This is a genomic window from Phaeobacter sp. 11ANDIMAR09 (genome assembly GCF_001294455.1).
GTDB lineage: Bacteria > Pseudomonadota > Alphaproteobacteria > Rhodobacterales > Rhodobacteraceae > Pseudophaeobacter.
Map to the genome: position 1 here is coordinate 17455 of NZ_LIKT01000031.1, position 25727 is coordinate 43181.

At 56.7% G+C, this 25727-nt stretch carries 19 protein-coding genes; 17 read left to right on the forward strand and 2 right to left on the reverse strand.

Annotated features, from left to right (window positions below; genetic code table 11):
- The first annotated feature begins 207 nt into the window (after positions 1-207).
- On the forward strand, positions 208-1590 hold the full coding sequence (locus AN476_RS19520; RefSeq protein ID WP_054463455.1) for a DUF3179 domain-containing (seleno)protein: 1383 nt from the start codon (positions 208-210) through the stop codon (positions 1588-1590).
- A 77-nt stretch (positions 1591-1667) separates the two neighbouring features.
- Here the strand turns inward: AN476_RS19520 and AN476_RS19525 are convergent, their stop codons facing one another.
- Positions 1668-3893 carry a tetratricopeptide repeat protein gene (locus AN476_RS19525; protein ID WP_054463456.1) on the reverse strand — a complete coding sequence of 742 codons (2226 nt, stop codon included), beginning with the start codon at positions 3891-3893 and terminating at the stop codon, positions 1668-1670.
- A gap of 259 nt (positions 3894-4152) precedes the next feature.
- Here AN476_RS19525 and AN476_RS19530 point away from each other — a divergent pair, with 259 nt between their 5' ends.
- The 13 genes from AN476_RS19530 to AN476_RS19590 all read left to right on the forward strand — a co-directional run bounded on the left by AN476_RS19530 (position 4153) and on the right by AN476_RS19590 (position 21496).
- Positions 4153-5235, forward strand: coding sequence for a GSCFA domain-containing protein (locus AN476_RS19530; protein WP_054463457.1), 1083 nt, complete (start codon positions 4153-4155; stop codon positions 5233-5235).
- Positions 5222-6013, forward strand: coding sequence for a hypothetical protein (locus tag AN476_RS19535; protein ID WP_054463458.1), 792 nt, complete (start codon positions 5222-5224; stop codon positions 6011-6013). The genes AN476_RS19530 and AN476_RS19535 overlap by 14 nt, the downstream gene beginning before the upstream one ends.
- Positions 6014-6085: 72 nt before the next feature.
- Positions 6086-6283: a preprotein translocase subunit SecE gene (gene secE / locus AN476_RS19540; RefSeq protein ID WP_054463459.1), complete on the forward strand. Its 198-nt coding sequence runs from the start codon at positions 6086-6088 to the stop codon at positions 6281-6283.
- A 296-nt stretch (positions 6284-6579) separates the two neighbouring features.
- Complete coding sequence (nusG, locus tag AN476_RS19545; protein WP_054463460.1) at positions 6580-7113, forward strand: transcription termination/antitermination protein NusG; 534 nt, start codon at positions 6580-6582, stop codon at positions 7111-7113.
- Positions 7114-7443: 330 nt separating this feature from the next.
- The gene (locus tag AN476_RS19550; protein WP_157063817.1) at positions 7444-8256 is read left to right on the forward strand and encodes a class I SAM-dependent methyltransferase; all 813 of its coding nucleotides are present in this window, start codon (positions 7444-7446) and stop codon (positions 8254-8256) included.
- A gap of 208 nt (positions 8257-8464) precedes the next feature.
- Positions 8465-8890: a 50S ribosomal protein L11 gene (gene rplK, locus AN476_RS19555; RefSeq protein WP_009810689.1), complete on the forward strand. Its 426-nt coding sequence runs from the start codon at positions 8465-8467 to the stop codon at positions 8888-8890.
- A gap of 1 nt (position 8891) precedes the next feature.
- Positions 8892-9590 carry a 50S ribosomal protein L1 gene (rplA, locus tag AN476_RS19560; protein ID WP_054463462.1) on the forward strand — a complete coding sequence of 233 codons (699 nt, stop codon included), beginning with the start codon at positions 8892-8894 and terminating at the stop codon, positions 9588-9590.
- A 409-nt stretch (positions 9591-9999) separates the two neighbouring features.
- Complete coding sequence (gene rplJ, locus AN476_RS19565) at positions 10000-10518, forward strand: 50S ribosomal protein L10 (RefSeq protein WP_039966257.1); 519 nt, start codon at positions 10000-10002, stop codon at positions 10516-10518.
- An 81-nt stretch (positions 10519-10599) separates the two neighbouring features.
- Entirely contained in the window at positions 10600-10974 is a 375-nt protein-coding gene (gene rplL, locus AN476_RS19570) for a 50S ribosomal protein L7/L12 (RefSeq protein WP_054463463.1), read from the forward strand.
- 257 nt (positions 10975-11231) lie between these two features.
- Complete coding sequence (gene rpoB, locus AN476_RS19575; RefSeq protein WP_054463464.1) at positions 11232-15368, forward strand: DNA-directed RNA polymerase subunit beta; 4137 nt, start codon at positions 11232-11234, stop codon at positions 15366-15368.
- A gap of 54 nt (positions 15369-15422) precedes the next feature.
- Positions 15423-19664 (forward strand): DNA-directed RNA polymerase subunit beta', encoded by a 4242-nt coding sequence (gene rpoC, locus AN476_RS19580; RefSeq protein WP_054463465.1) that lies wholly within the window; start codon positions 15423-15425, stop codon positions 19662-19664.
- Between the two features lie 156 nt (positions 19665-19820).
- The gene (locus AN476_RS19585) at positions 19821-20627 is read left to right on the forward strand and encodes a glycosyltransferase (protein ID WP_054463466.1); all 807 of its coding nucleotides are present in this window, start codon (positions 19821-19823) and stop codon (positions 20625-20627) included.
- Between the two features lie 2 nt (positions 20628-20629).
- Entirely contained in the window at positions 20630-21496 is an 867-nt protein-coding gene (locus AN476_RS19590; RefSeq protein ID WP_054463467.1) for a DMT family transporter, read from the forward strand.
- On the opposite strand, the gene AN476_RS19595 is transcribed toward AN476_RS19590, so the two are convergent.
- A complete protein-coding gene (locus tag AN476_RS19595) occupies positions 21493-22302 on the reverse strand; it encodes a putative rhamnosyl transferase (protein ID WP_054463468.1) in 810 nt (269 codons plus the stop codon). The two genes, AN476_RS19590 and AN476_RS19595, sit on opposite strands and share 4 nt — an antisense overlap.
- A 365-nt stretch (positions 22303-22667) precedes the next feature.
- On the opposite strand from AN476_RS19595, the gene rpsL reads away from it, so the two are divergent.
- From rpsL to fusA, 3 genes are read left to right on the forward strand one after another with little or no spacing between them, the layout of a single operon-like run.
- Positions 22668-23039 carry a 30S ribosomal protein S12 gene (gene rpsL / locus AN476_RS19600; protein ID WP_009810698.1) on the forward strand — a complete coding sequence of 124 codons (372 nt, stop codon included), beginning with the start codon at positions 22668-22670 and terminating at the stop codon, positions 23037-23039.
- A 15-nt stretch (positions 23040-23054) separates the two neighbouring features.
- Positions 23055-23525 carry a 30S ribosomal protein S7 gene (gene rpsG, locus AN476_RS19605; protein WP_009810699.1) on the forward strand — a complete coding sequence of 157 codons (471 nt, stop codon included), beginning with the start codon at positions 23055-23057 and terminating at the stop codon, positions 23523-23525.
- A gap of 21 nt (positions 23526-23546) precedes the next feature.
- Entirely contained in the window at positions 23547-25664 is a 2118-nt protein-coding gene (fusA, locus tag AN476_RS19610; RefSeq protein ID WP_054463469.1) for an elongation factor G, read from the forward strand.
- Positions 25665-25727: the final 63 nt, after the last annotated feature.

Below are 25727 nucleotides of genomic sequence, written 5' to 3' on the forward strand. Positions count from 1 at the left end.
GAGATATGCGCCCCTGACCGATCTGTCAGTCTAGGGGCTGGGGGCTCCTGCAGGCGCCTGTCACGGTATTGAGAGGCTGCGCCAAAAGCCGCGCTGCAGGCTGCAGCAGGAGTTAAAGCAAACGTGACTCGCGCCGCCCCGTCGACGGCTGTCATAGTGAACGGGCTGAAACTGTGGTGTTCAGCCTGGCACTCAAGGAACGCGATTATGACACGGAAACCTGTTGCATTTCGATACTCTGGCATGGTTGCGGCTCTGGCCGGCTGCGCCTTGGTCGCGGGATCTGTCGTGCAGGCGCAGACATCGGCTCTGCCCAGCTATGTCATCAGCGAATATGGATCTTCGCCGCAATCCCCCTCTGGCGCGCTTTCCCCTGCGCTGGAGGCGGCGGTTCAATCGGTTTTTGTCACCAGTATGGCCAACAGGACATGGAGAGAGGATCAGACCGAAGCGCTGGCGCAGATCGCGGCGTCTAAGGATCCGCGCTTGGTCTGGCTGATCAGTGACCTGATGCGGTTTGTGCCGGATCCCCGTCTGAGTGCAGAGCTGTCCGGTGCCGCCTCGGAGTTGCTGGGGAAGAATTTTGGCTCTGGCAACAGTTGGGGCAAGATAACCGATCATCTGATCGCCTGGGACATCCCGGCCCCACCGGATTATCTGCAGGCCAAACGGGCAATGTTTGTCACTGTCTTTGACGGTTGGGATAGGATTTTTGTCAAAGGCGATGTGGACTGGCGGCTGGTGTCCTGGGGGGGGGTGCTGATCGATGATCGTGCCTATGACACCACCGATGAGCCCTGCAATTGCATCCCAGCGGCGGATAATCCGCCGGTGACAACTGCACAGGAGGCCAGCTGGCTCGATGATGATGACATCGTGTTTGGCATCGAGGTGAATGGAGAGTATCGCGCCTATCCCCGGCAGATTATGGAAGTGCGGGAAATGGTGAATGATACGCTTGGCGGCCGTGATCTTGGAATCCCCTATTGCACACTTTGCGGAGCCGCCCAGGCTTATTTCACCGATCAATTGCCGATTGGGGTGGATCGACCGATCCTGCGAACCTCGGGGCTTTTGAGCCGGTCCAACAAGGTGATGTACGATCTGAATACTTATTCAGTCTTTGACACCTTTCGCGGAGAGGCTCTGACGGGGCCGCTGGCGGAGAAGGGGCTGACGTTGGCCCAGGCCAATGTCATTACCAGTGATTGGGGCAGCTGGAAGGCGGCGCATCCTGAAACAACCGTATTGGCCGAAGAGCTGGCGCTGGGGCGCGATCCTGATTTTCGCAATGGTCGGGATGCAAACGGTCCGATCTTTCCCGTCGGCGATGTTGATCCGCGCTTGCCGATCCATGAGGATATCATTGGGGTGATCACAGGCAGCGGCCAGCCGGTGGCTTTTCAGCGCAGTGCCGCGCTGGTCGCGCTGCGCCAGGGCGCTAGCATTTCGGTTGGGGATATTCAATTGGAATTGGATGCGGGTGGTATCAAGGCGGTGGATGCCAAGGGGGCAGGGGTCGGAAGCCATCAGGCTTTTTGGTTTGCCTGGTCACAATTCCATCCGCAGACAACGCTTTGGCCGGAATAGGCATAAGCAGAAAGGCTTAAAAATATGGATCGAAAAAAGGGCTCATGCGCAGGGCGATGCCCTGCGCCTGCTTTTGATCAGGGGGCCAAATGGGGCTGGGCATGCGATGCCACGGGCGGAACCGCATGCGGAATATACAGATCTGCGCTGGTCGACTCCGAGACCTCCAGATGGGCGGGGGGCAGCCCCTGCAGGTAGCGCGCATAGGCCATGTCAAAGCCCTGTTCCAGAGATCGGGTGAACCCCTTGGTATCAAACAGAGGGGTCGAAGTTCGATTGCGCTGCAGCTTGCCGCGTAGAGAGGCCAGCGCGTCCGGATCCGAGGCCAGTTCCAGTGCGCGTGCCTCATAGTTGGCGGCGGATTTGGCGATCAGTTCCGGCAGTCCCATCGCGCTGACCAGGCTGGCGCCAACCCGAGAGGCAAATTGGCGCCCCGGTAGGGTCAGCACAGGCACGCCTGCCCACAGCGCGTCGCTGGCAGTTGTATGGGCGTTGACCACAAAGGTATCGAGAAACAGATCGGCGACCTGGTGGCGCGCGAGGTGATCTTCTTGGGCGACGCGGGGCGCAAAAATCAAACGGTCAGGGTTCTGCCCGCGTTTGGCCGCCTCTTTGCGCAGATTTGCTTTGGAGGTTTCGCTGCAATCCAGCAGCCAGAGCACGCTGTCTTCAACCTGATCCAGCAAGCGCATCCAGATGTCGAATTCCACAGGCGTGATTTTGTAGCTGCTGTTGAAGCAGCAGAACACAAATCCATTGTCGGGCAGGCCGCAGTCCTTGCGGGTGTATTGGCGACCTGACAGGGCCCGCTTGTCATCATTGACCTGATAACTATGCGGCAGGCGCAGCAGATGTTCTTCAAAATAGCGCTCGCTGCCAGAGGGGCAGGTGACATGGTCGCCAATTAAGTAATCTATGGCGGTACTGCCCAGGGTGGCGGGAAAGCCGAGATAGGACATATGCAGCGAGGCCAGACGGTTGGCAAACAGCGGTGTTCGGTTTTCTCCGGTAAAGCCTTTTAGGTCGACTGCGATATCCAGGCTGTCCTGTTTGGCCAGGGCCGTTGCCTCGGCGTCGGAAAGCTGGCTGATGTCCTTGAAGCTGGTGACCGCCTGACGGACCCGGGCGCGCATCGCGTCTTCGGGCGCTTTGTCATAGGAATAGGCAATGATGTCGAACCGGCTTTGATCATGAGCTTCAAACAGCCCGGCCATCAGTCGCATGGTTGCATGATCGTGGAAATCAGAGGAGAAATACCCAATCCGAAGCCGCTCGGGCCGGTCTGCTCCCTGCTGTTCACCGGAAAGGGCGCGCGCAGGCTCTACCTTGGGCAGGGCTGCATTTGCATAGGCTTGAATGCGCAGACGCAACAGGTCTGGATTATCCTCAAAGGTGAGAGAGGCAAAAGGCGAGCAGGGCTTGCCGGTGAGGCCAAGCTGACGGCGGGCCTGCTGATATTCATCCAGCCAGTTCCAGTCATTCAAATGCGCTTGGGCGTGCAGCTTGTCGGCGCGGGTGCGATCATCGCCGGGGGTTTCTTCCAGCATGGCTTCAAAGCGCAGGATTGCGGCCTCTTTTTCGCCGTCCAGAGATTGCAGTTGCGCCAGATTATACTGGGCACTGGCCAGATCCGGGGCGAGCACGGTGGCCCGTTCCAGCAGGGCTTTGGCTTGAACCATCTGACCAGTCTTCAGCAGAATATTGCTGTAGTTGAAGAGGAACACTGGATTCTCTGGCTCCAGCTCGACAGCCCGTTTCAACAGAGGTTCTGCCGCGCTCAGGCGCCCCAGCCCAACCAGGGTGTTTGCCTTGTTGCTGAGAGCGTTGAGGTTATCTGCGTCCAGAGACAGGGCCTTGTTATACAGCGCAAGGGCGTTGTCAGGGCGCCCCTGGGCATGATGGACCTCTCCCATGGCGGCAAAGGTCGAAGGGTCCTTGGGGTTCAGCTCGCAGGCCTTATTCAGGCATGTTGCCGCTTCGTCGAGATTGTTTGACTTCAGGTGGCATTTGCCAAGGGTGTTCCACAGGAAATGGGATCTTCTATGATGATTGAGAAGCGCGGCGCAGGTGGTGGCGACCTGGGCATAGTTGCCAGCACTGAAACTGTCTGCGAGCGTTTTTTGCTGTTCCAAAGTTGGGTTCAGGTCCCGCTGTATATCCGTTTGCAGGGCGTTTAAGGCAGCCTGAGCGCGGGTGTTTCTCGGAAACTTAGCGAGGATATCGCGGTAGATGCTGGCCGCGTCCTCATGCTTGTCTTTCCGTTCCAGTCGGTTTGCTTTGTTCATGGATGCAGCGATATTCATGGAATCCTATCTCATAGTAACGCAACGGGCGGCGGGTCATCTTTCTGAGACCTGAAAACCGCGGTTCTCCATGGATATCCCGAGTGAATTAAAATTGAGTTTCGACAAATTGAAAGATTCTACGGATAGGAAAAAGCAGACCTTTTTGTAGCGGGATTGAGTGATTTGAGGGCCGCGCACATGGGTTTCCTCGCGCAAGGCAATTGTTTTCCCGTCACAGCCCGCCTAGGCTGACAGAAACAAAAACAGGCATGAGCAGATGAGCGAGCAACACCCAAACCCCTATATCGGGTTGCCGGAAACGGCCTTTTGGAAAACGGCTGTGGCTGCGAAGAACCCGCTGCAGATTTCGCAGCTATGGCAGCCAAAGTTCCCGGTCGCACGCAAGCACAGGGTCATCACTGCCGGCTCTTGTTTTGCGCAGCATTTCAGTCGTGCCCTGGTCGCGCGCGGCTACGGATGGCTGGATGCCGAACCCGCGCCCAAACTGCTCACTGAAGAACAGGCGCAGGACTTCAACTATGGGATCTTTTCCTTCCGGACTGGCAATATCTATACGGCCAGAATGCTTCTGCAATGGCTGAGCTACGCCTTTGAACTCGAAGAGCCGCCTGTGGAAGGGTGGCAGAACGAGGGACGTTTTTACGACCCGTTGCGTCCGGGGATCGAGCCCAATGGCTTTGCTGATATGGACGATCTGTTGGCGTCGCGCAGGGCGGTACTCGCTGCGATCCGCAGGGCGGTTCTAGAGGCGGATGTCTTTGTTTTTACCATGGGATTGACGGAATGCTGGCGCCACCGCGATAGCGGTCTGGAATTCGCCATGTGCCCCGGGACGCTGGCAGGCAGCTTTGATCCGGAACAGCATGAGTTCGTCAATCAGCGGTTTGTGGGCATTCGCCGCGACATGCGGGCGGCTTTGAAAATCCTGCAAGATGCCAATCCCAAACTGAAAATACTGCTGACGGTCTCGCCTGTGCCGCTGACGGCGACGGCAACGGGCGGGCATGTGCTGACGGCGACCTCTCATTCCAAATCGGTTCTGCGGGCCGTGGCAGGCGAGCTGGCGGCAGAGTTCAAGGATGTGGACTATTTCCCCTCCTATGAAATCATTACCCACCCGGCCTATCGCGGCATGTTCTATGCGCCCAACCAGCGCAGCGTTGTGCCGCAGGGCGTCAACCATGTGATGGAGAGCTTTTTTGCCTGCCAATTTGAGGCCTTTCCCTGGTTGGCCCGACAGGCCAAGCGCGAGGGGCAGAAACAGGCCGGGGGCAAGGCCCCCAGTGCCAGCGCCCGTGCGGTGAAATGCGATGAGGAGTTCCTCGATGCCTTTGGCTAAACCCACCGTCTCAAAAAAGAGCAAGACCGCCAGCCGCGCCTCGTCGGCCGCGCGGCTGCGGTTCTGTGTCTTTGGCGACAGCCACATTGCCTGCGTCAAACATGCCCTGGATCAGGGGCTTCTGGACCTGGCGGGCGTCGATCTCGAGTTCTGGGGCGCGCCGGGGCCTCGGTTTCGCGATTTGCATCTCGAAGAGGGGCGCTTTGTCGTCACCAGTGACGGAGCGCGCGAGCAGCTGGCCAAGATCAACCCGGAGCGTAGCTCCGGGTTGGGGCCGGAAGAGTTTGATGGGTTTTTGTTTATTGGCTGCAGGCTGCGCGCCTCTGAATATCTGGTGCCGATGCTGGCCAGCGTGCCGGGGGCGCCCGGGTATTTGAGCCAGGCCGTGCGCGATCTGATGTTGCCGCGTTGGCTGGAAAGCTGCCGTTGGTATCGCGCGGCTCGCGAATTTGCCAAACAGCGCCCGGTTTTCTTTTCCCCGGCGGGTTTTTTGAATGATGAGATCGTCAGCGAAGCGGAGGTCGCCCGCAGCGTCAATACTGCGGCAACCGCAGCAGAGCGGGAGGCGCTTTGGGCGCAAATCGCCGAAGCTATGCAGCGCGACAATATCCAGCTGATCCGCCAGCCAGAGGAGACGGTGACTCGTGGCGGCTTGACCTGTGCCGCCTTTGCAACTGATCTGGGCGATCAGGGCGACGACAGCGTGCATAAGAATGGCGCCTATGGGGCCTTGATCCTGCACCAGGCGCTGGCCGAGATGCGCGCCTTGCAGAAATAACCCTGGGGCTTGAAATTGGGCTCTGTTGGCGTTAAATGCCGCAGACCCTGCTAGCAGAGAGACACTAAGGCAATGGCCACACTCAATCCCGTTCAGTTCATCCAGCAAGTTCGCGCCGAGGTGAGCAAGGTCGTTTGGCCTACCCGCCGCGAAGTTCTGCTGACCACCGTCATGGTTTTCATCATGGCAGCCCTTACAGCCGTGTTCTTTGCTCTGGTTGATCTTTTGATCCGCTTTGGCTTGCAGGGCATTCTGGGCATGTTTGGCTAGGCAGTCCCTTGGGAGGCGCGGCTTGGTTTGCTTTGCCAGCCATCGCGAGATCCAGGATTTGCTGAGCATCCAGGTTGTGGGCCTTTAGGGGCGCACAAATCCCTTCCAGGCTCTTGATCTTGCCCCCATTGGCGGGTAGTTGAGCCGGAACCTCTGATGTGGGCGCGCGGCGATTCGTGTTGCGCGCCGATTTTTGTTAAGCCACTCTATGTGCTTGCAATGGTTCACGTTGGAAATTCTAACTCACTGGTGGCGCAGATACTCTCTCGCCCGGTAAAACAAGGACGGTCAGGTTCATGGCGAAACGGTGGTATTCGGTCAGCGTTCTTTCGAACTTCGAAAAGAAAATCGCAGAGCAGATTCGCACCTCGGTTGCCGAACAGGGGCTTGAGGACGAAATCGACGAGGTTCTGGTCCCCACCGAAGAGGTGATCGAGATCCGTCGCGGCAAAAAGGTCTCGACTGAGCGTCGCTTTATGCCGGGTTATGTTCTGGTCCACATGGAAATGTCTGACCGTGGCTATCATCTGATTTCTTCGATCAACCGGGTTACCGGCTTCCTGGGTCCGCAGGGCCGCCCGATGCCAATGCGGGACGCCGAAGTCCAGGGCATCCTGGGCCGTGTTGAGGAGGGTGTCGAAGCACCACGTACCCTGATCTCCTTTGAGATCGGTGATAAGGTCAAGGTCAACGACGGTCCCTTTGAGGACTTCGACGGTATGGTCGAGGGTGTCGACGATGAGGCGCAGAAGCTCAAGGTTTCGGTCTCCATCTTTGGCCGCGAAACCCCGGTCGAACTGGACTACACTCAGGTGACCAAACAGAGCTGATCCTGTTCGCCGAGCTGGAATTTGAACGCCGCGCAGCCCCCAAGGCTGGCGGCGTTTTTGTTTCAAACAAGGGGGAGGTGTGAGCTTGCCCTATTTGCATAAAGGGCGACACGGCCAGGACCTGCCTGCAGTCAGCCCCTGACGAAGCGTACTGAACGCTCCAAAGGTCCAGCCTAGCCCAATCAGTGATGAAAAGCATCTAGCTCCAAACTGGATTAGGGCCGATCACAGCTCCATCACTTGTTTGTATGCAGCACCTCTCACGGCGTGCTATGAGGGCTCATGTTGCACTGGGTGCAGTCTAATTTATTTGGAAGGGGGGGGCTAAGCATGTCGCTTCGGGGTCGATTTTTCTATAAGTCACGCAAGTTTTATGATGATGATTTTGATTGGAACACCTACACGGCGGACTCTTACGAGCGCAGGTTGGTTGGAGTTGTCGAGCAAGAAAATCAAGCGGTCGCTAAGTCTGGCGAATTGAGCTTTGATGGTGCCACCGGTCGTGTTGTTGCATCTGGTCGGCCTATTCACCCCAATCAGCAGGCAATTCTTGAGGCAATCGGGCAGCTCCAGCCCCGGTCTGTCCACGAGGTTGGCTGCGGTGCAGGAGATCATTTGGCCAATGGTAGGGCCCTGTACCCAGACATCAGTTTTTCAGGTGCGGACCGGGGACAGACGCAGTTGGATCTGGCTGCAAAGCGGCACCCTGAATTGGCCAAGAGCCTTTCTCTGCAGGATCTTACTATGCCGTTCTCCCACCACTGGCCACGCGCAGACTTTGTTTACAGTCAAACCGTGCTGATGCACATCCACACGGCTGTGAGCCACTTTGTTGCCTTGGCGAATATGGTTAATTCGGCAGACCGGTTTGTTTTGCTGATGGAGAACCAGCAATGCCACAACTTTGTCTCCGATATCGGGAACCTATGGAGGGGCGGACACTTTAGCTGGCAAACCATGCATATGTACCGGTTCGACGGTTCAACGGGAGCGCGGACAATTTTGTTGTCCAAAGAGGAGCGCGACCTTCCTGTCCTCACGAGTGATGATCAGCTACGTGAGGGGCTTGAGCCATCGAAGCGGCGACTTAAGCGGGCTGACGAAGGCAGTGCCCGGGGCATGTTTGGGGTGCCGATCGCCTGAATGAGCCGCCAAATTCAAAGAGGGGCGAGTATATCCAGGCTTTTGGTGTGCTTGTCCGCTTGCCAGCTGCATTATTCCCCTGTAAACGCCGCCTTATCGTCTTAGGGCGAGATTCTCTCGTGGGAGATTCGGAGATCGCGATCTCTGGTCGGACCACGCAACATCCACTGGGTGAAACGCGTTTCACCCGAGTTGAAAGGACAACCAAATGGCTAAGAAGCTTGTTGGTTCGATGAAACTGCAGGTTCCTGCAGGTCAGGCAAACCCCTCCCCGCCAGTTGGACCCGCCCTGGGTCAGCGCGGCATCAACATCATGGAATTCTGCAAGGCGTTCAACGCCAAGACCGCAGATATGGAGCCAGGTGCGCCTTGCCCAACCGTGATCACCTACTATCAGGACAAGTCCTTCACCATGGACATCAAGACGCCGCCTGCGTCTTATTACCTGAAGAAGGCTGCCAAAGTTAAATCCGGCGCCAAGACACCTTCGCGTGAAACCGTTGGTACCGTGACCGCTGCTCAGGTGAAAGAAATCGCCGAAGCAAAGATGAAAGATCTCAACGCCAACGATATCGAAGCGGCGATGAAGATCATCCTGGGCTCCGCCCGCTCCATGGGCATCGAGGTGAAGTAAGATGGCAAAGCTCGGAAAACGTACCCGCGCCGCACGCGAAGCAGTTGCTGGCAAAGCCAACCTCACCGTTGCTGAAGCTGTTGCTCTGGTGAAAGCCAATGCAACCTCGAAGTTCGACGAGACCATCGAGATCGCTCTGAACCTCGGCGTTGACACCCGTCACGCGGACCAGATGGTTCGTGGCGTTGTTGGTCTGCCAAACGGCACCGGCAAATCCATGCGCGTTGCAGTCTTTGCTCGTGGCCCCAAGGCTGATGAAGCCAAGGCGGCTGGCGCAGACGTGATCGGCGCAGAAGACCTGATGGAAAGCATCCAGGCCGGCAATCTCGATTTCGATCGTTGCATTGCCACCCCTGACATGATGCCCATCGTTGGTCGTCTGGGTAAGATCCTTGGCCCACGCAACCTGATGCCAAACCCCAAAGTTGGCACCGTGACCATGGATGTCAAAACCGCTGTTGAAGCGGCCAAAGGCGGCGAAGTTCAGTTCAAAGCTGAAAAGGGCGGTGTTGTGCACGCTGGCGTCGGCAAAGCCTCCTTTGACGAAGCCAAGCTGGCAGAAAACGTTTCGGCCTTCATTAGCGCCGTTGCCAAGGCCAAGCCTTCGGGCGCCAAGGGTGCCTACATGAAGAAGATCGTTCTGTCTTCGACAATGGGCCCTGGTGTGACTCTGGACGTGGATGCTGCTGTCTCTGAGTGAGACCGGCAATCTGCCAATGTGAATAGGGACTGGGCGGCGCTGATGGCGTCGCCCATTTTCTGTTTAGCAGGGGCGATCTGCTAAGGCAGGTGCAAGTTTTCCTGATGAGACCTTGCTTCTGCGCTGTAGAGCGATTTACCACTTGGAAATTCCTCAAATTGGCAGTAATACGACCAAGAGATAAAGCGTGCGATTCGTCGTGCGCTTTATTTCATTTCGTCCAAGATGGTGGGTGACCTGTCGATCGGGTCTTAATTTCCCTCCTGAGACGGGTAAAGACAAATAAGATCGAGGGTTTTCATACTCTCGGGCGACGTTGGCTACCCCGTAAAACGGACTTGAACGTCAGGCAGTTTTGTCTGGCACATCAATGAGCCGGGGTGTTTACACCCCAGATTTGGAGAGAACTGTGGATAGAGCCCAGAAAGAGAAATTGGTCGAGGAACTCGGCCAGATCTTCGAAAGCTCTGGCGTCGTGGTGGTTGCTCACTACGCCGGTCTGACAGTTGCTGAAATGCAGGACCTACGAGCGCGCGCAAGCGATGCTGGTAGTGCCGTGCGTGTTGCCAAAAACAGGCTCGCCAAAATCGCCCTCGAGGGTAAGCCGTGTGAAAGCATGTCTAACCTGCTGACAGGGATGACCGTTCTGACCTACTCCGAGGATCCTGTGGCTGCGGCCAAGGTTGCCGAGGATTTCGCCAAAGAGAACAAGAAATTCGAAATTCTTGGCGGCGCAATGGGTGAGAACGCTCTGGACCGGGCTGGTGTTACAGCTGTGTCGAAAATGCCTTCGCGCGACGAGCTTATTGCTCAGATCGCAAGCTGCATCGGCGCACCTGCAAGCAACATCGCTGGGGCCATTGGCGCACCTGCAAGCAATATCGCAAGCATCCTTTCGACCATCGAAGAGAAGGCGGAAGCTGCGTAAGCGGTTGGCACTGAATGACTGGCGTGGGGAAATATCCCGCACGTTGGAACACATACACTGAAAACGGAAAGAGCTGATAAAATGGCTGATCTGAAAGCACTCGCAGAAAGCATCGTGGGCCTGACCCTGCTGGAAGCACAAGAACTGAAAACCATCCTCAAAGACGAGTATGGCATCGAGCCCGCCGCTGGCGGCGCAGTTGTAATGGCAGCTGGCGGCGACGCCGGTGGCGACGCAGCTGAAGAGAAAACCGAATTCGACGTCGTTCTGAAGAACGCCGGCGCTTCGAAAATCAACGTGATCAAAGAAGTTCGCGGCATCACCGGTCTGGGCCTGAAAGAAGCCAAAGAGCTGGTCGAAGCTGGCGGCAAGATCAAAGAAGGCGTGTCGAAAGACGAAGCCGAAGAAGTCAAAGGCAAGCTGGAAGCAGCTGGCGCCGAAGTCGAGCTGGCCTAAGCCACTATGGAAAGCGCCCTATAGGGGGAGCTTTCCAAACGAATGTCAGGCTGGATCCGAAGAAATTCGGGTCCAGCCGAATCTGTCTTAGCAAGGGCCTTTGTTAATGGCCCTTTCTCAGGCGCGGTTCATGGGATCGGGAGGCCACCTTCGGGACGGTGGCCATGAATAGATCCAACCCCGCTGTCTCGTATGGGCAAGATGCTGTGGCCCGGCAGCAGTCTTGACCGGTGAGAACTCGAAAGGTGACATCTGACATGGCTCAAACGTTCCTTGGCCAGAAACGTCTACGTAAATACTATGGCAAAATCCGCGAAGTGCTGGATATGCCGAACCTTATTGAGGTGCAAAAATCCTCTTACGACCTGTTTCTCCGTTCCGGAGATTCCCCAGAGCCGCTCGACGGTGAAGGGATCAAAGGCGTCTTCCAGTCGGTCTTCCCGATCAAGGATTTCAACGAAACCTCCGTTCTGGAATTCGTGAAATACGCGTTTGAAAAACCCAAATACGACGTCGAAGAGTGCATGCAGCGCGATATGACCTATTCAGCACCGCTGAAGGTCACTCTGCGTCTGATCGTGTTTGATATCGACGAAGATACCGGCGCCAAGTCGGTGAAGGACATCAAGGAACAGGACGTCTTCATGGGCGACATGCCTTTGATGACCCCCAATGGCACCTTTGTCGTCAACGGCACCGAGCGTGTTATCGTTTCCCAGATGCACCGTTCGCCCGGCGTGTTCTTTGACCACGACAAAGGCAAGACCCATTCTTCGGGTAAACTGCTCTTTGCCTGCCGCATCATCCCGTATCGCGGCTCCTGGCTGGACTTTGAATTCGACGCCAAAGACATCGTCTATGCGCGGATCGACCGTCGCCGCAAGCTGCCTGTGACCACCCTGCTTTATGCACTGGGGCTGGACCAGGAAGCCATCATGGATGCCTATTACAACACCGTAAACTACTCGCTCGATAAGAGCCGTGGTTGGGTGACGCCTTTCTTCCCTGAGCGCGTCCGTGGCACCCGCCCGACCTTTGATCTGGTCGATGCGGCCTCCGGTGAGATCTTTGCCGAAGCTGGCAAAAAGGTAACACCGCGCGCGGTCAAGAAGATGATCGACGAGGGCGCGATCAACAATCTTCTGGTTCCATTTGAGAATATCATTGGCAAATTTGTCGCCAAGGACATTATCAACGAAGAGAACGGTGCGATCTACGTTGAGGCCGGCGATGAGCTGACCATGGAATACGACAAGGATGGCGACATCATTGGTGGTACCGTCAAAGAGCTGATGGATGCCGGTGTTACCGACATTCCTGTTCTGGACATCGACAACGTCAATGTTGGCCCCTACATGCGCAACACCATGGCGGCGGATAAAAACATGGGTCGCGACACCGCGCTTATGGATATCTACCGTGTGATGCGCCCAGGCGAGCCGCCCACCGTCGAAGCAGCTTCGGCGCTGTTTGACACCCTGTTCTTTGATTCCGAACGCTATGATCTCTCGGCCGTTGGCCGGGTGAAAATGAACATGCGTCTGGCTCTGGACGCCGAAGACACTCAGCGGACCCTGCGCAAGGAAGACATTGTCTCCTGCATCAAGGCCCTGGTGGATCTGCGTGACGGCCGTGGTGGTATCGATGACATCGACCATCTGGGCAACCGTCGTGTGCGTTCTGTTGGCGAGCTGATGGAAAACCAGTACCGCGTTGGTCTGCTGCGCATGGAGCGCGCGATCAAAGAGCGGATGTCTTCTGTCGAGATCGACACTGTGATGCCACAGGATCTGATCAATGCCAAACCAGCCGCAGCTGCGGTACGTGAATTCTTTGGCTCTTCGCAGCTGTCGCAGTTCATGGACCAAACCAACCCGCTGTCGGAAGTCACCCACAAACGCCGTCTCTCGGCGCTTGGGCCTGGCGGTCTGACCCGTGAGCGTGCCGGTTTTGAAGTGCGAGATGTTCACCCGACCCACTATGGCCGGATGTGTCCAATTGAAACGCCGGAAGGTCCAAACATTGGTCTGATCAACTCCCTGGCGACCTTTGCCCGTGTGAACAAATATGGCTTCATTGAGACGCCCTACCGCGTTGTGAACGAAGGTCAGGTGACTGACGAAGTGCACTACATGTCGGCGACCGAAGAAATGCGCCACACTGTGGCACAGGCCAACGCTTCGCTGGATGAAAACGGTAAGTTCACCAATGATCTGGTCTCGACCCGTCAGTCTGGTGACTACACGCTGGCGCCAAGCGAAAGCGTTGATCTGATCGACGTTTCGCCCAAGCAGCTGGTATCGGTTGCGGCTTCGCTTATTCCGTTCCTGGAAAATGACGATGCGAACAGGGCTTTGATGGGCTCGAACATGCAACGTCAGGCGGTTCCACTTCTGCGCGCCGAGGCCCCATTGGTTGGCACCGGTATCGAAGAAGTTGTGGCCCGCGATTCTGGTGCGGCGATCATGGCGAAACGCGGCGGTATCATCGACCAGGTCGATGCCCAGCGTATCGTTATCCGCGCTACATCTGATCTCGAACTGGGTGACGCAGGCGTAGACATCTACCGCATGCGCAAGTTCCAGCGTTCGAACCAGAACACCTGCATCAACCAGCGTCCGCTGGTGCGTGTGGGCCAGGAAGTCCGCAAGGGCGAAGTTATTGCTGATGGCCCCTCCACCGATATCGGTGAACTGGCGCTGGGTAAAAACGTCGTCGTGGCCTTCATGCCCTGGAACGGCTACAACTACGAAGACTCCATTCTGATCTCCGAGCGTATCGCCCGTGATGACGTCTTTACTTCGATCCACATCGAAGAATTCGAAGTCGCCGCCCGTGATACCAAGCTGGGCCCAGAAGAGATCACCCGTGACATCCCCAACGTTGGTGAAGAAGCGCTGCGCAACCTCGACGAGGCTGGCATCGTGTACATCGGCGCTGATGTTGAACCCGGTGATATCCTGGTCGGCAAGATCACACCAAAGGGCGAAAGCCCGATGACGCCAGAAGAAAAACTGCTGCGCGCCATCTTTGGTGAGAAAGCCTCGGACGTGCGTGACACCTCCCTTCGGGTGAAGCCCGGTGACTACGGCACAATCGTCGAAGTCCGCGTCTTCAACCGTCACGGTGTGGAAAAAGACGAACGTGCGCTGCAGATCGAGCGGGAAGAAGTTGAGCGTCTGGCGCGTGACCGCGACGATGAGCTCGCGATCCTGGACCGCAACATCTACGCCCGTCTGCGCAGCGTGCTGCTGGGTAAAACCGCCGTCAAAGGCCCCAAAGGTGTGCGCACCGGTGCCGCCGTCGACGAAGATACCCTGTCGCAACTGAGCCGTGGCCAGTGGTGGATGATCGCCCTCGAAGAAGAAGAGGACGCCAAGATCGTCGAGGCTCTGAACGAGCAGTACGAAGCGCAGAAACGCGCTCTGGATGCCCGTTTTGAAGACAAGGTCGAAAAAGTCCGCCGTGGTGACGATCTGCCACCCGGTGTGATGAAGATGGTCAAAGTCTTTATCGCCGTGAAGCGTAAGCTTCAGCCTGGTGATAAAATGGCTGGTCGTCACGGCAACAAAGGTGTGATCTCGAAAGTGGTTCCCATGGAGGACATGCCGTTCCTTCAGGATGGTACCCCTGTCGATTTCTGTCTGAACCCGCTCGGCGTTCCCTCGCGGATGAACGTTGGTCAGATTCTTGAAACGCATATGGGCTGGGCCGCACGCGGTCTGGGCATCCAGGTGGATGATGCGCTGCAGGAATTCCGTCGCTCCGGCGATCTGACCCCTGTTCGCGACGCGATGAAGCATGCCTATGGCGAAAACGTCTATGAAGAAGGTCTGGCGGACATGTCCGAAGACGATCTTCTTGAGGCGGCAGGCAATGTGACCCGCGGTGTGCCAATTGCGACACCTGTCTTTGACGGTGCCAAAGAGGCTGACGTGAACGACGCGCTGGTGCGCGCTGGGTTCGACTCCTCTGGTCAGTCGGTTCTGTATGATGGTCGTACCGGTGAGCAGTTTGCCCGCCCAGTGACCGTCGGCATCAAGTATCTGCTGAAACTGCATCACCTGGTTGACGACAAAATCCACGCCCGTTCCACAGGCCCATACTCGCTGGTTACCCAGCAGCCATTGGGTGGTAAGGCGCAGTTTGGTGGTCAGCGTTTCGGGGAAATGGAAGTCTGGGCTCTGGAAGCTTACGGCGCCGCCTATACCCTGCAGGAAATGCTCACCGTTAAATCGGATGACGTTGCCGGTCGGACCAAGGTCTATGAATCGATCGTCAAGGGCGAGGACAACTTTGAAGCGGGCGTACCCGAAAGCTTCAACGTTCTGGTCAAAGAAGTCCGTGGCCTCGGCCTGAACATGGAACTCCTGGATGCGGAGGAAGAGGAGTAAGGGCGCCCGCCCTTACTTCCCTCCACCCTTCCGCACAAATTTGAGGAAACACAAATGAACCAGGAAATCACCAACAACCCGTTCAACCCGTTGACGCCCACAAAAGTCTTTGATGAAATCAAAGTCTCTTTGGCGTCGCCGGAACGGATCCTGTCTTGGTCCTATGGCGAAATCAAAAAGCCAGAAACCATCAACTACCGGACCTTCAAGCCTGAGCGCGATGGTCTGTTCTGTGCCCGTATCTTTGGCCCGATCAAAGACTACGAATGCCTGTGTGGTAAATATAAGCGCATGAAGTATCGCGGCGTTGTCTGCGAGAAATGTGGTGTTGAAGTTACCCTGCAGAAAGTGCGCCGCGAGCGCATGGGCCATATCGAACTGGCCGCCCCAGTTGCGCATATCTGGTTCCTCAAGTCGCTGCCATCGCGCATCGGCCTGATGCTGGACATGACCCTGCGCGATCTGGAACGGGTGCTGTACTTTGAAAACTACGTCGTTATCGAGCCAGGTCTGACTGATCTGACCTATGGCCAGATGATGACCGAAGAAGAGTATATGGACGCTCAGGATGCCTATGGCATGGATGCTTTCACCGCCAATATCGGTGCAGAAGCGATCCGCGAAATGCTGGCGGCCATCGATCTGGACTCCGAGGCAGAGCACCTGCGCGCCGAACTGGCTGAAGCCACCGGCGAGCTGAAGCCCAAGAAGATCATCAAACGTCTGAAAGTTGTGGAATCCTTCCTGGAATCCGGCAACCGTCCAGAGTGGATGATCATGACCGTGATCCCGGTTATCCCACCAGAACTGCGCCCGCTGGTGCCGCTGGATGGGGGCCGTTTTGCGACCTCGGATCTGAACGATCTGTACCGTCGTGTGATCAACCGGAACAACCGTCTGAAGCGTCTGATTGAACTGCGCGCCCCTGACATCATCGTCCGTAACGAAAAGCGGATGCTGCAGGAATCTGTCGATGCGCTGTTTGACAACGGCCGCCGTGGTCGTGTGATCACCGGTGCCAACAAGCGTCCGCTGAAATCGCTCAGCGACATGCTGAAAGGTAAGCAGGGTCGCTTCCGTCAGAACCTTTTGGGGAAACGCGTCGACTTCTCCGGCCGTTCGGTCATTGTGACCGGTCCTGAGCTGAAGCTGCATCAATGTGGCCTGCCCAAAAAGATGGCGCTCGAACTCTTCAAGCCCTTCATCTATTCGCGCCTGGAGGCCAAAGGTCTGTCCTCCACCGTGAAGCAGGCGAAAAAGCTGGTGGAAAAAGAGCGTCCTGAAGTCTGGGATATCCTGGATGAGGTGATCCGCGAACACCCTGTCATGCTGAACCGTGCGCCGACGCTGCACCGTTTGGGCATTCAGGCGTTTGAACCCACGCTGATCGAAGGCAAGGCGATCCAGCTGCATCCGCTGGTCTGCTCGGCCTTTAACGCTGACTTTGATGGCGACCAGATGGCTGTTCACGTTCCACTGAGCCTTGAGGCCCAGCTGGAAGCCCGTGTTCTGATGATGTCCACCAACAACGTTCTGTCGCCTGCAAACGGCGCGCCAATCATCGTTCCTTCGCAGGATATGATCTTGGGTCTCTACTATGTGACCCTGGACCGTGAAGGCATGATCGGTGAAGGTAAGGTCTTTGGTGACATCGAAGAAGTACAGCACGCTCTGGACGCTGGTGAAGTTCACCTGCACAGCCGTGTGACCGCGCGCCTTCCTCAGATCGACGAAGAAGGCAACGAGGTTCTGACCCGCTTTGAAACCACCCCTGGCCGGATCAAGCTGGGCGCATTGCTGCCAAAGAACGCCAAGGCGCCATTTGAGCTGGTCAACCGTCTGCTGCGGAAGAAAGAAGTGCAGCAGGTCATCGATACCGTCTACCGCTACTGTGGTCAGAAAGAGTCGGTGATCTTCTGTGACCAGATCATGACCATGGGTTTCCGCGAGGCCTTCAAGGCCGGGATCTCCTTTGGTAAGGATGACATGGTCATTCCGGAAACCAAATGGCCCATCGTCAACGAGACCCGCAGCCTGGTGAAGGACTTTGAACAGCAGTACATGGACGGCCTGATCACTCAGGGCGAAAAGTACAACAAAGTTGTTGATGCCTGGTCCAAGTGTAACGATCGCGTCACTGATGCGATGATGACCACGATTTCGACCTCCAACCGGGACGAAGATGGGTCCGAAGCAGAGCCGAACTCAGTCTATATGATGGCTCACTCCGGTGCGCGTGGTTCGGTTACGCAGATGAAACAGCTGGGCGGTATGCGTGGTCTGATGGCCAAGCCAAACGGCGACATCATCGAGACACCGATCATCTCGAACTTTAAAGAAGGCCTGTCGGTTCTGGAGTACTTCAACTCCACCCACGGTGCCCGTAAAGGTCTGTCGGATACGGCTCTGAAAACCGCGAACTCGGGTTACCTGACCCGTCGTCTGGTTGACGTCGCACAGGACTGCATCGTGCGCGATCGTGACTGCGGCACCGAAAACTCGATCACGGCTTCGGCTGCGGTCAATGACGGTGAAGTGGTGGCAAGCCTTGGCGAGCGCATCCTTGGTCGTGTTGTGGCAGAGGACGTCAAACGCCCCGGCTCCGACGAGATCCTGGCCTCTGCGGGTCAGCTGATCGACGAGCGCCTGTCCGACACCATCGAAGAAGCTGGTGTTCAGACCATGCGTATTCGCTCACCTCTGACCTGTGAGGCCGAAGAAGGCGTCTGCGCCATGTGTTATGGTCGTGACCTTGCACGCGGCACCATGGTCAACACCGGTGAAGCTGTCGGCATTATCGCCGCGCAGTCGATTGGTGAACCTGGTACACAGCTGACGATGCGGACCTTCCACATCGGCGGCGTTGCTCAGGGTGGTCAGCAGTCCTTCCAGGAAGCCAGCCATGAAGGTAAGATCGTCTTTGAAAACGAAAACACTCTGAAGAACTCCGATGGAGATGTTCTGATTGTTGGTCGTAACATGAAGATGATCATCCAGGACGAGCACGGTGAAGAACGCGCCAGCCACAAGCTGAGCTATGGTTCCAAACTCTTCGTCAAGGCGGGTCAGCAAATTGCCCGTGGCGACAAACTGTTTGAATGGGATCCCTATACCCTGCCAATCATCGCCGAAAAGGCCGGTACGACCAAATATGTCGATCTGGTTTCGGGTATCGCTGTGCGCGATGAAACCGATGAAGCAACCGGTATGACCCAGAAAATCGTGATCGACTGGCGCGCCGCCCCCAAAGGCAGCGAACTCAAGCCAGAGATCATTCTGGTGGATGCCAATGGCGAGCCTATGCGTCTCGACAATGGTAACCCTGTGACCTACCCGATGTCCGTGGATGCTGTTCTCTCTGTTGAGGACAACGAAGCGGTTCAGGCTGGTGACGTTGTCGCGCGTATCCCGCGTGAAGGCGCCAAGACCAAGGACATTACCGGTGGTCTGCCACGGGTTGCAGAACTGTTCGAAGCCCGTCGTCCCAAGGATCACGCGATCATCGCCGAATTGGATGGTTACGTGCGCTTTGGCCGCGACTACAAGAACAAGCGTCGCATCGCCATTGATCCTGCGGATGAGTCGCTGGATGCCGTTGAATACATGGTGCCCAAGGGTAAGCACATTCCTGTTCAGGAAGGTGACTTTGTCCAGAAGGGTGATTACATCATGGACGGCAACCCAGCACCGCATGACATCCTGGGCATCATGGGTGTCGAAGCCCTGGCGAACTACATGATCGACGAAGTGCAGGACGTCTATCGCCTGCAGGGTGTGAAGATCAACGATAAGCACATCGAAGTCATCGTGCGCCAGATGCTGCAGAAGTGGGAGATCTCGGACTCGGGTGAAACCACGCTGCTCAAAGGTGAACATGTCGACAAGGCCGAATTCGTCGCAGCCAATGAAAAGGCGCTGTCGCGCAACAAACGCCCTGCCAAGGGCGCGCCGATCCTGCTTGGGATCACCAAGGCATCGTTGCAGACACGTTCCTTCATCTCGGCGGCCTCCTTCCAGGAGACCACCCGGGTTCTGACCGAAGCCTCGGTTCAGGGTAAGAAGGACAAACTGGTTGGTCTGAAAGAGAACGTCATTGTTGGTCGCCTGATCCCAGCCGGGACCGGTGGTGCAACCCAGCGCGTGCGTCACATCGCGCAGGGCCGTGACAATGTGGTTCTTGAGGCCCGTCGCGAAGAAGCCGAAGCCGCCGCCGCATTGGCCGCGCCTGTGGTCGAAGACGACCTGGCAAGCGACACCTTCGACAATCTGGTGGATACACCAGAAAGCCGCGATTGATTTCAGACCCCTGAGGGCTCTGATGGTTAAGACTGAAACCCCCGCAGTTCGCTGCGGGGGTTTCTTTTTGTGCCGGGGGCAAGCATAGGCTATCTACCCTGAGGGCAGACCGCCAAAAGCCATTTTGTTTTGGCACGTCAGAGGGCAGGGGGAAGAATGACGCAGCGCATGAACATGGTCGGGCTGGTACGCTTTTCGGTGCTGACGCCCACCTATTACTCTGAACGGTTTTCCAATCTGAAACAGACAGCCCGGCATCTGTTTGACGAAGACCGCATGGAGCTGCGCTTTAGTATCTTTGAAAAGCTCTGCCTGCCGTCACTGGTGCAGCAAACTGATGGCGATTTTGATCTTGTGGTGCTGACCGCCAAAGCAATGCCAGAGATCTATCTCAACCGCTTACAGGATCTATTGGCCCCCTATGACAACATGCACCTGCGCCCGGTTGGCACCCGCAATCACTATCGGCTGTTGAAACAGGGGTATGACTCAATTCCGGTAAATGACGCCAGCCACCGTATCCTGTTTCGGCTGGATGATGATGACGCGGTGGATCTCGATTTTGTCCGCCGCACCCGGGCGCTAGCAACCGGGCTTTTGCCGCTGCAGCCTGCCGAAACTTCGTTTGTGATTGCCCATAACCGCGGATTCTATTTGCAGGCCACCCCGGAGGGGGCAGAGATCTTTGATGCCATCGAACAGGCGCCATTGTCGGCGGGCACCGCGCTGGTGACGCCTCTGGGCAGTGGCGCCAACCCCTATAAGTTCAACCACCGCAAACTGGCGCGCCATTTCAATCTTTACTCAGATATGCAGGCGCCCGCCTACATCCGCACGATCCATGGCGACAATAAATCCGAGCCGGCGCAGAGCGGGATCACCCGACGCATGGAACCCGCCGAGATGGATGCCTGTTTGAAAGCCCATTTTGGGCAGAGCCTAGACGCGCTAAGGGCGCTGTGAGGATGACAGCCAACCAAAGAGGCGCGTTTTTGATGATGGGGGCGATGGCCGCCTTTACCTTTAATGATACCTTGATCAAGGCGATTGGCACCAGCCTGCCCCTGTCCCAGATTCTGGTTCTGCGGGGGGCGATGGCCTCGCTGTTGATCTATGCCTTTGCCCGCTATCAGGGCAGCCTGCACCTGCGGCTTGACCGTCGGGACTGGGGCTTGGTGGCCCTGCGCTGTCTGGCTGAAGGTGGCGCGACTTTTTTGTTTCTCACGGCTCTGATGCGGATGCCCATCGCCAATATCACAGCTGTTTTGCAGATGTTGCCCCTCACTGTGACCCTGGGCGCGGCCCTGTTGTTTCAGGAGGCCGTGGGATGGCGGCGGATGCTGGCGATCCTGGTCGGTTTCTGCGGCATGCTGTTGATTGTGCGCCCCGGCCCCGAGGGCTTTGACGCGGCCTCGCTCTATGCGCTGGGGGCCGTGGCCTGTGTCACCCTCCGGGACCTGGTGACGCGTCGCATGTCGGCGGCTGTACCCTCGATGACGGTGACAGTTCTGGCCTCTCTATCCGTGCTGATGTTTGGCATTGGCTACAGTTTCTTTCAGGACTGGGCGCCTGTTTCGGCAGGGCAGCTGAGCCTGCTCGCCGGGGCGGCCTGCATCATCTTGCTGGGCTATCTGTGTTCGGTGATGGCCATGCGTGTGGGTGATGTGGCCGTGGTTTCCCCCTTTCGCTACACTGGTTTGCTCTGGGCGCTGATCCTAGGCTGGTTGGTTTTTGGCGACTGGCCGGATGTGCTCACCCTGATGGGGGGCAGTTTGGTGGTGGGCGCTGGTCTGTTCACCCTGTACCGCGAGCGCCAGCAGGCCCGCCGCTAGGCCTTTGGGGCAAAGATCTGGCGCACCTCGTCCTGACGCAGGGCAAACCGCGCCTCAAAAGCCGCCGCAAGCGCGTCATCAATCGGGGTGACAGGCACGGGTTTTACCTTTTTCTGCCGTGAATCATTATAGCCATTGTGGCTGCGTACAAACATCGGCGCATCGCTGATGGTGACCGTGGGCATAAAGCGCAGGATCTTTTCGTGGGCAAAGTTCATGATCGTCAATGGACAGTTCCCGCGCACATACATCCCCAGGGAGGCGACATAATAGGGCCGGTGGATCTCGGTGGCGGCGATACCTTCGGGGCCCAGCTCGGCGATGTAGCCGCGGTTGAAATCCACCGCCAGAGTTTTGTTTTTGGCCACCAGCCCAGGACAGTCGTCTAGCGTCTGGCGAAATCGCTCGACGAAATCCACCGAGATGGCGTCATCGTCGTCATGGCGAAACTGTAGGCAGGGGGCTTTGGGATCGCGCCGGGCCCGGTTCAGGATTTCCTTCATCACCTCGCGCTGCTTGCGCGGTGGTTCGGCATGAATGGTGATCTGGGGAATATCAGCGCAAAGATCGCGCAGCCGCGAAACGTGATGCGCGGGTAGGCTGTCCCCGATAACTATGATCAGCTCAAAGTCCTGATCGGTTTGTTCGCGCAGGCAGGGCAGGGCGATGGCTTCCATCAATTGAAACCGCTCCTCCAGGCGCTTTTCAGCGTAGAGGAAGGCAATGCGCTCTTCTATCGAGGCGTGCTCAACCTGAAAACCGCCAATGGCGGGATAGGAGAAGCGGCAAAGACCAATAACCTGCATGTACGATGTCCTGAAAAGCTGTATAGGGGAACTGCCTGCACAACTATGCATGGCAGCGAAGGGCGCGCAAGCTGCTCTGCCTTAGCGGACTTGCCGCGCTGCAGTTGACAAGCCCCGCGACTCCCCATATACGCGCGCCTATCCGGCAACTCGGGGGTCGCCCCTATAGCCGAAATCTATATTGTTGTGGACCAAGGTTCGGGAACTTTTATCACCCGGATCCTCTGAAAAACCACCGCGTCGCTTACCTCGGAATGGAAGCGATTGCGGTTTTTGCGCTTGCGGACGCTCAAGCGCATGAAGACCTAGCCGTATGCTCATCCGAGCATGCATGACCAAAGTTGCGAAACGGGGAAAGAACCGGAATGCCAACGATCCAACAGCTGATCCGCAAGCCGCGCCAGCCAAAAATCAAACGCTCCAAGTCGATGCACCTGGAGCAGTGCCCGCAGAAACGCGGCGTATGCACACGTGTTTACACCACCACACCTAAGAAACCAAACTCCGCGATGCGGAAAGTTGCCAAGGTTCGCCTGACCAACGGTTTCGAAGTGATCTCCTACATCCCGGGTGAAAGCCACAACCTTCAGGAGCACTCTGTGGTTCTGATCCGTGGCGGCCGTGTAAAAGATCTTCCAGGTGTTCGTTACCACATCCTGCGCGGTGTTCTGGATACCCAGGGCGTCAAAGACCGTAAACAACGTCGTTCGAAGTACGGCGCGAAGCGTCCTAAGTAAGAAGGAGAGGCTGATATGTCACGTCGTCACGCCGCTGAAAAACGCGAAGTACTGCCAGACGCAAAGTTTGGTGACCGCGTTCTGACCAAATTCATGAACAACCTGATGATCGACGGTAAGAAGTCGGTTGCAGAAAAGATCGTCTACAACGCGTTTGACCGCGTTGAAGGCAAGATCAAGCGCGCTCCTGTGGAAGTTTTCCACGAAGCTCTTGATAACATCAAACCTTCGGTCGAAGTTCGCTCCCGCCGTGTGGGTGGTGCGACTTACCAGGTTCCCGTCGAAGTTCGTCCCGAGCGTCGCGAAGCCCTGGCCATCCGCTGGTTGATCACCGCAGCGCGCAAGCGCAACGAGAACACCATGGAAGAGCGCCTGGCAGGCGAGCTGATGGATGCTGTTCAGTCGCGCGGTACTGCTGTCAAGAAACGTGAAGACACCCACAAGATGGCCGAAGCGAACAAAGCGTTCAGCCACTATCGTTGGTAATTTCCAAAGGACATTAGACCAATGGCACGCGAGTATACACTCAACCATTACCGTAACTTCGGCATCATGGCGCACATCGATGCAGGTAAAACCACCTGCTCCGAGCGCATCCTGTACTATACAGGCAAGTCCCACAACATTGGTGAGGTGCACGACGGTGCGGCCACCATGGACTGGATGGAGCAGGAGCAGGAACGCGGTATTACCATTACTTCGGCTGCGACCACCACTTTCTGGGAACGCACCGAAGATGGCGCCACGGCTGACACGCCCAAGCACCGTCTGAACATCATCGACACCCCTGGCCACGTTGACTTCACCATTGAAGTTGAGCGTTCGCTGGCGGTTCTCGATGGTGCTGTCTGTGTTCTGGACGCCAACGCTGGTGTTGAACCCCAGACCGAAACCGTGTGGCGTCAGGCTGATCGCTACAAGGTTCCACGTATGGTTTTTGTCAACAAGATGGACAAAATCGGCGCGGACTTCTTCAACTGCGTTCACATGATCGAAGACCGTACAGGGGCAAATGCTGTTCCTGTTGCCTTCCCTATCGGTGCCGAAACCGAGCTGGAAGGTCAGGTTGACCTGGTCACCATGGAAGAATGGCTGTGGCAGGGTGAAGACCTTGGTGCCTCCTGGATCAAAGCGCCTATCCGTGACAGCTTGAAAGAGCTGGCTGACGAATGGCGCTCCAAAATGGTCGAGGCTGCCGTCGAAATGGACGACGACGCCATGGAAGCCTACCTGGAAGGCGAAGAGCCCGACGTTGAGACCCTGCGCAAACTGCTGCGCAAAGGTACTCTCGAGATGGCCTTTGTTCCTGTTCTGGGTGGTTCTGCCTTCAAAAACAAAGGTGTTCAGCCGCTGCTCAACGCTGTGATCGACTATCTGCCCAGCCCGCTGGACGTTGTTGATTACATGGGTTTTGCACCAGGTGACGAAACAGAAACCCGTAACATTGCCCGCCGCGCGGATGATGAAATGGCGTTCTCTGGCCTGGCGTTCAAAATCATGAACGACCCCTTTGTTGGCTCGCTGACCTTCACCCGGATCTACTCCGGTGTCCTGAACAAGGGCGACACCCTGCTGAACTCGACCAAAGGTCGTAAAGAGCGTGTTGGCCGGATGATGATGATGCACTCGAATGACCGTGAAGAGATCACGGAAGCATTTGCGGGCGACATCATCGCGCTGGCGGGTCTGAAAGACACCACCACAGGTGACACGCTCTGTGCTGCCAACGAGCCGGTGGTTCTGGAAACCATGACCTTCCCCGATCCGGTTATCGAGATCGCGGTTGAGCCAAAGACCAAAGCGGACCAAGAGAAAATGTCTCAGGGTCTGGGTCGTCTGGCGGCTGAAGATCCATCCTTCCGTGTGGAGACCGACATTGAGTCCGGTCAGACCATCATGAAGGGCATGGGCGAACTTCACCTGGACATCCTGGTTGACCGTCTCAAGCGGGAATTCAAGGTTGAGGCCAACATTGGTGCGCCTCAGGTTGCCTACCGTGAGACCATCGGTCACGAAGTTGAACATACCTACACCCACAAGAAACAGTCTGGTGGTTCCGGTCAGTTCGGCGAAGTGAAGATGATCATCTCGCCCACCGAAGCAGGCGAAGGTTACTCCTTCGAATCCCGCATCGTTGGTGGTTCGGTTCCAAAAGAATACATCCCAGGTGTCGAAAAAGGCATCAACTCGGTGATGGATTCTGGCCCGCTCGCCGGCTTCCCCGTGATCGACTTCAAAGTTGCTCTGATCGACGGTAAGTTCCACGACGTGGACTCCTCGGTTCTGGCCTTTGAAATCGCGGCACGTATGTGTATGCGTGAAGGCATGCGCAAAGCTGGCGCCAAGCTGCTTGAGCCAATCATGAAAGTGGAAGTGATCACACCAGAAGAATACACTGGTGGTATCATTGGCGATCTGACCTCCCGTCGTGGTCAGGTTTCCGGCCAGGAACCACGTGGCAACGCGATTGCGATCGACGCAAACGTGCCGCTGGCCAACATGTTTGGTTACATCAACACCCTTCGTTCGATGAGCTCGGGCCGCGCCCAGTTCACCATGCAGTTCTCGCATTACGATCCCGTACCGCAGAACATCTCGGACGAAATCCAGGCAAAATTCGCGTAAGCGACAAGATATTGGAAGGTTCGCAATTTTCGCGGACCTTCCTCAATCACAAAGGAGGCCATC

Bases quoted from the DNA above. Each gene is read 5' to 3' on its own strand.
- AN476_RS19550 (WP_157063817.1), top strand. From the start codon at position 7,444: ATGTCGCTTCGGGGTCGATTTTTCTATAAGTCACGCAAGTTTTATGAT.
- rplA (WP_054463462.1), top strand. From the start codon at position 8,892: ATGGCAAAGCTCGGAAAACGTACCCGCGCCGCACGCGAAGCAGTTGCT.
- AN476_RS19585 (WP_054463466.1), top strand. From the start codon at position 19,821: ATGACGCAGCGCATGAACATGGTCGGGCTGGTACGCTTTTCGGTGCTG.
- secE (WP_054463459.1), top strand. From the start codon at position 6,086: ATGGCCACACTCAATCCCGTTCAGTTCATCCAGCAAGTTCGCGCCGAG.
- rpoC (WP_054463465.1), top strand. From the start codon at position 15,423: ATGAACCAGGAAATCACCAACAACCCGTTCAACCCGTTGACGCCCACA.
- rplK (WP_009810689.1), top strand. From the start codon at position 8,465: ATGGCTAAGAAGCTTGTTGGTTCGATGAAACTGCAGGTTCCTGCAGGT.
- AN476_RS19535 (WP_054463458.1), top strand. From the start codon at position 5,222: ATGCCTTTGGCTAAACCCACCGTCTCAAAAAAGAGCAAGACCGCCAGC.
- nusG (WP_054463460.1), top strand. From the start codon at position 6,580: ATGGCGAAACGGTGGTATTCGGTCAGCGTTCTTTCGAACTTCGAAAAG.
- AN476_RS19530 (WP_054463457.1), top strand. From the start codon at position 4,153: ATGAGCGAGCAACACCCAAACCCCTATATCGGGTTGCCGGAAACGGCC.
- fusA (WP_054463469.1), top strand. From the start codon at position 23,547: ATGGCACGCGAGTATACACTCAACCATTACCGTAACTTCGGCATCATG.
- rplL (WP_054463463.1), top strand. From the start codon at position 10,600: ATGGCTGATCTGAAAGCACTCGCAGAAAGCATCGTGGGCCTGACCCTG.
- rpsL (WP_009810698.1), top strand. From the start codon at position 22,668: ATGCCAACGATCCAACAGCTGATCCGCAAGCCGCGCCAGCCAAAAATC.
- rpoB (WP_054463464.1), top strand. From the start codon at position 11,232: ATGGCTCAAACGTTCCTTGGCCAGAAACGTCTACGTAAATACTATGGC.
- AN476_RS19590 (WP_054463467.1), top strand. From the start codon at position 20,630: ATGACAGCCAACCAAAGAGGCGCGTTTTTGATGATGGGGGCGATGGCC.
- AN476_RS19520 (WP_054463455.1), top strand. From the start codon at position 208: ATGACACGGAAACCTGTTGCATTTCGATACTCTGGCATGGTTGCGGCT.
- AN476_RS19595 (WP_054463468.1), bottom strand. From the start codon at position 22,302: ATGCAGGTTATTGGTCTTTGCCGCTTCTCCTATCCCGCCATTGGCGGT.
- rpsG (WP_009810699.1), top strand. From the start codon at position 23,055: ATGTCACGTCGTCACGCCGCTGAAAAACGCGAAGTACTGCCAGACGCA.
- AN476_RS19525 (WP_054463456.1), bottom strand. From the start codon at position 3,893: ATGAATATCGCTGCATCCATGAACAAAGCAAACCGACTGGAACGGAAA.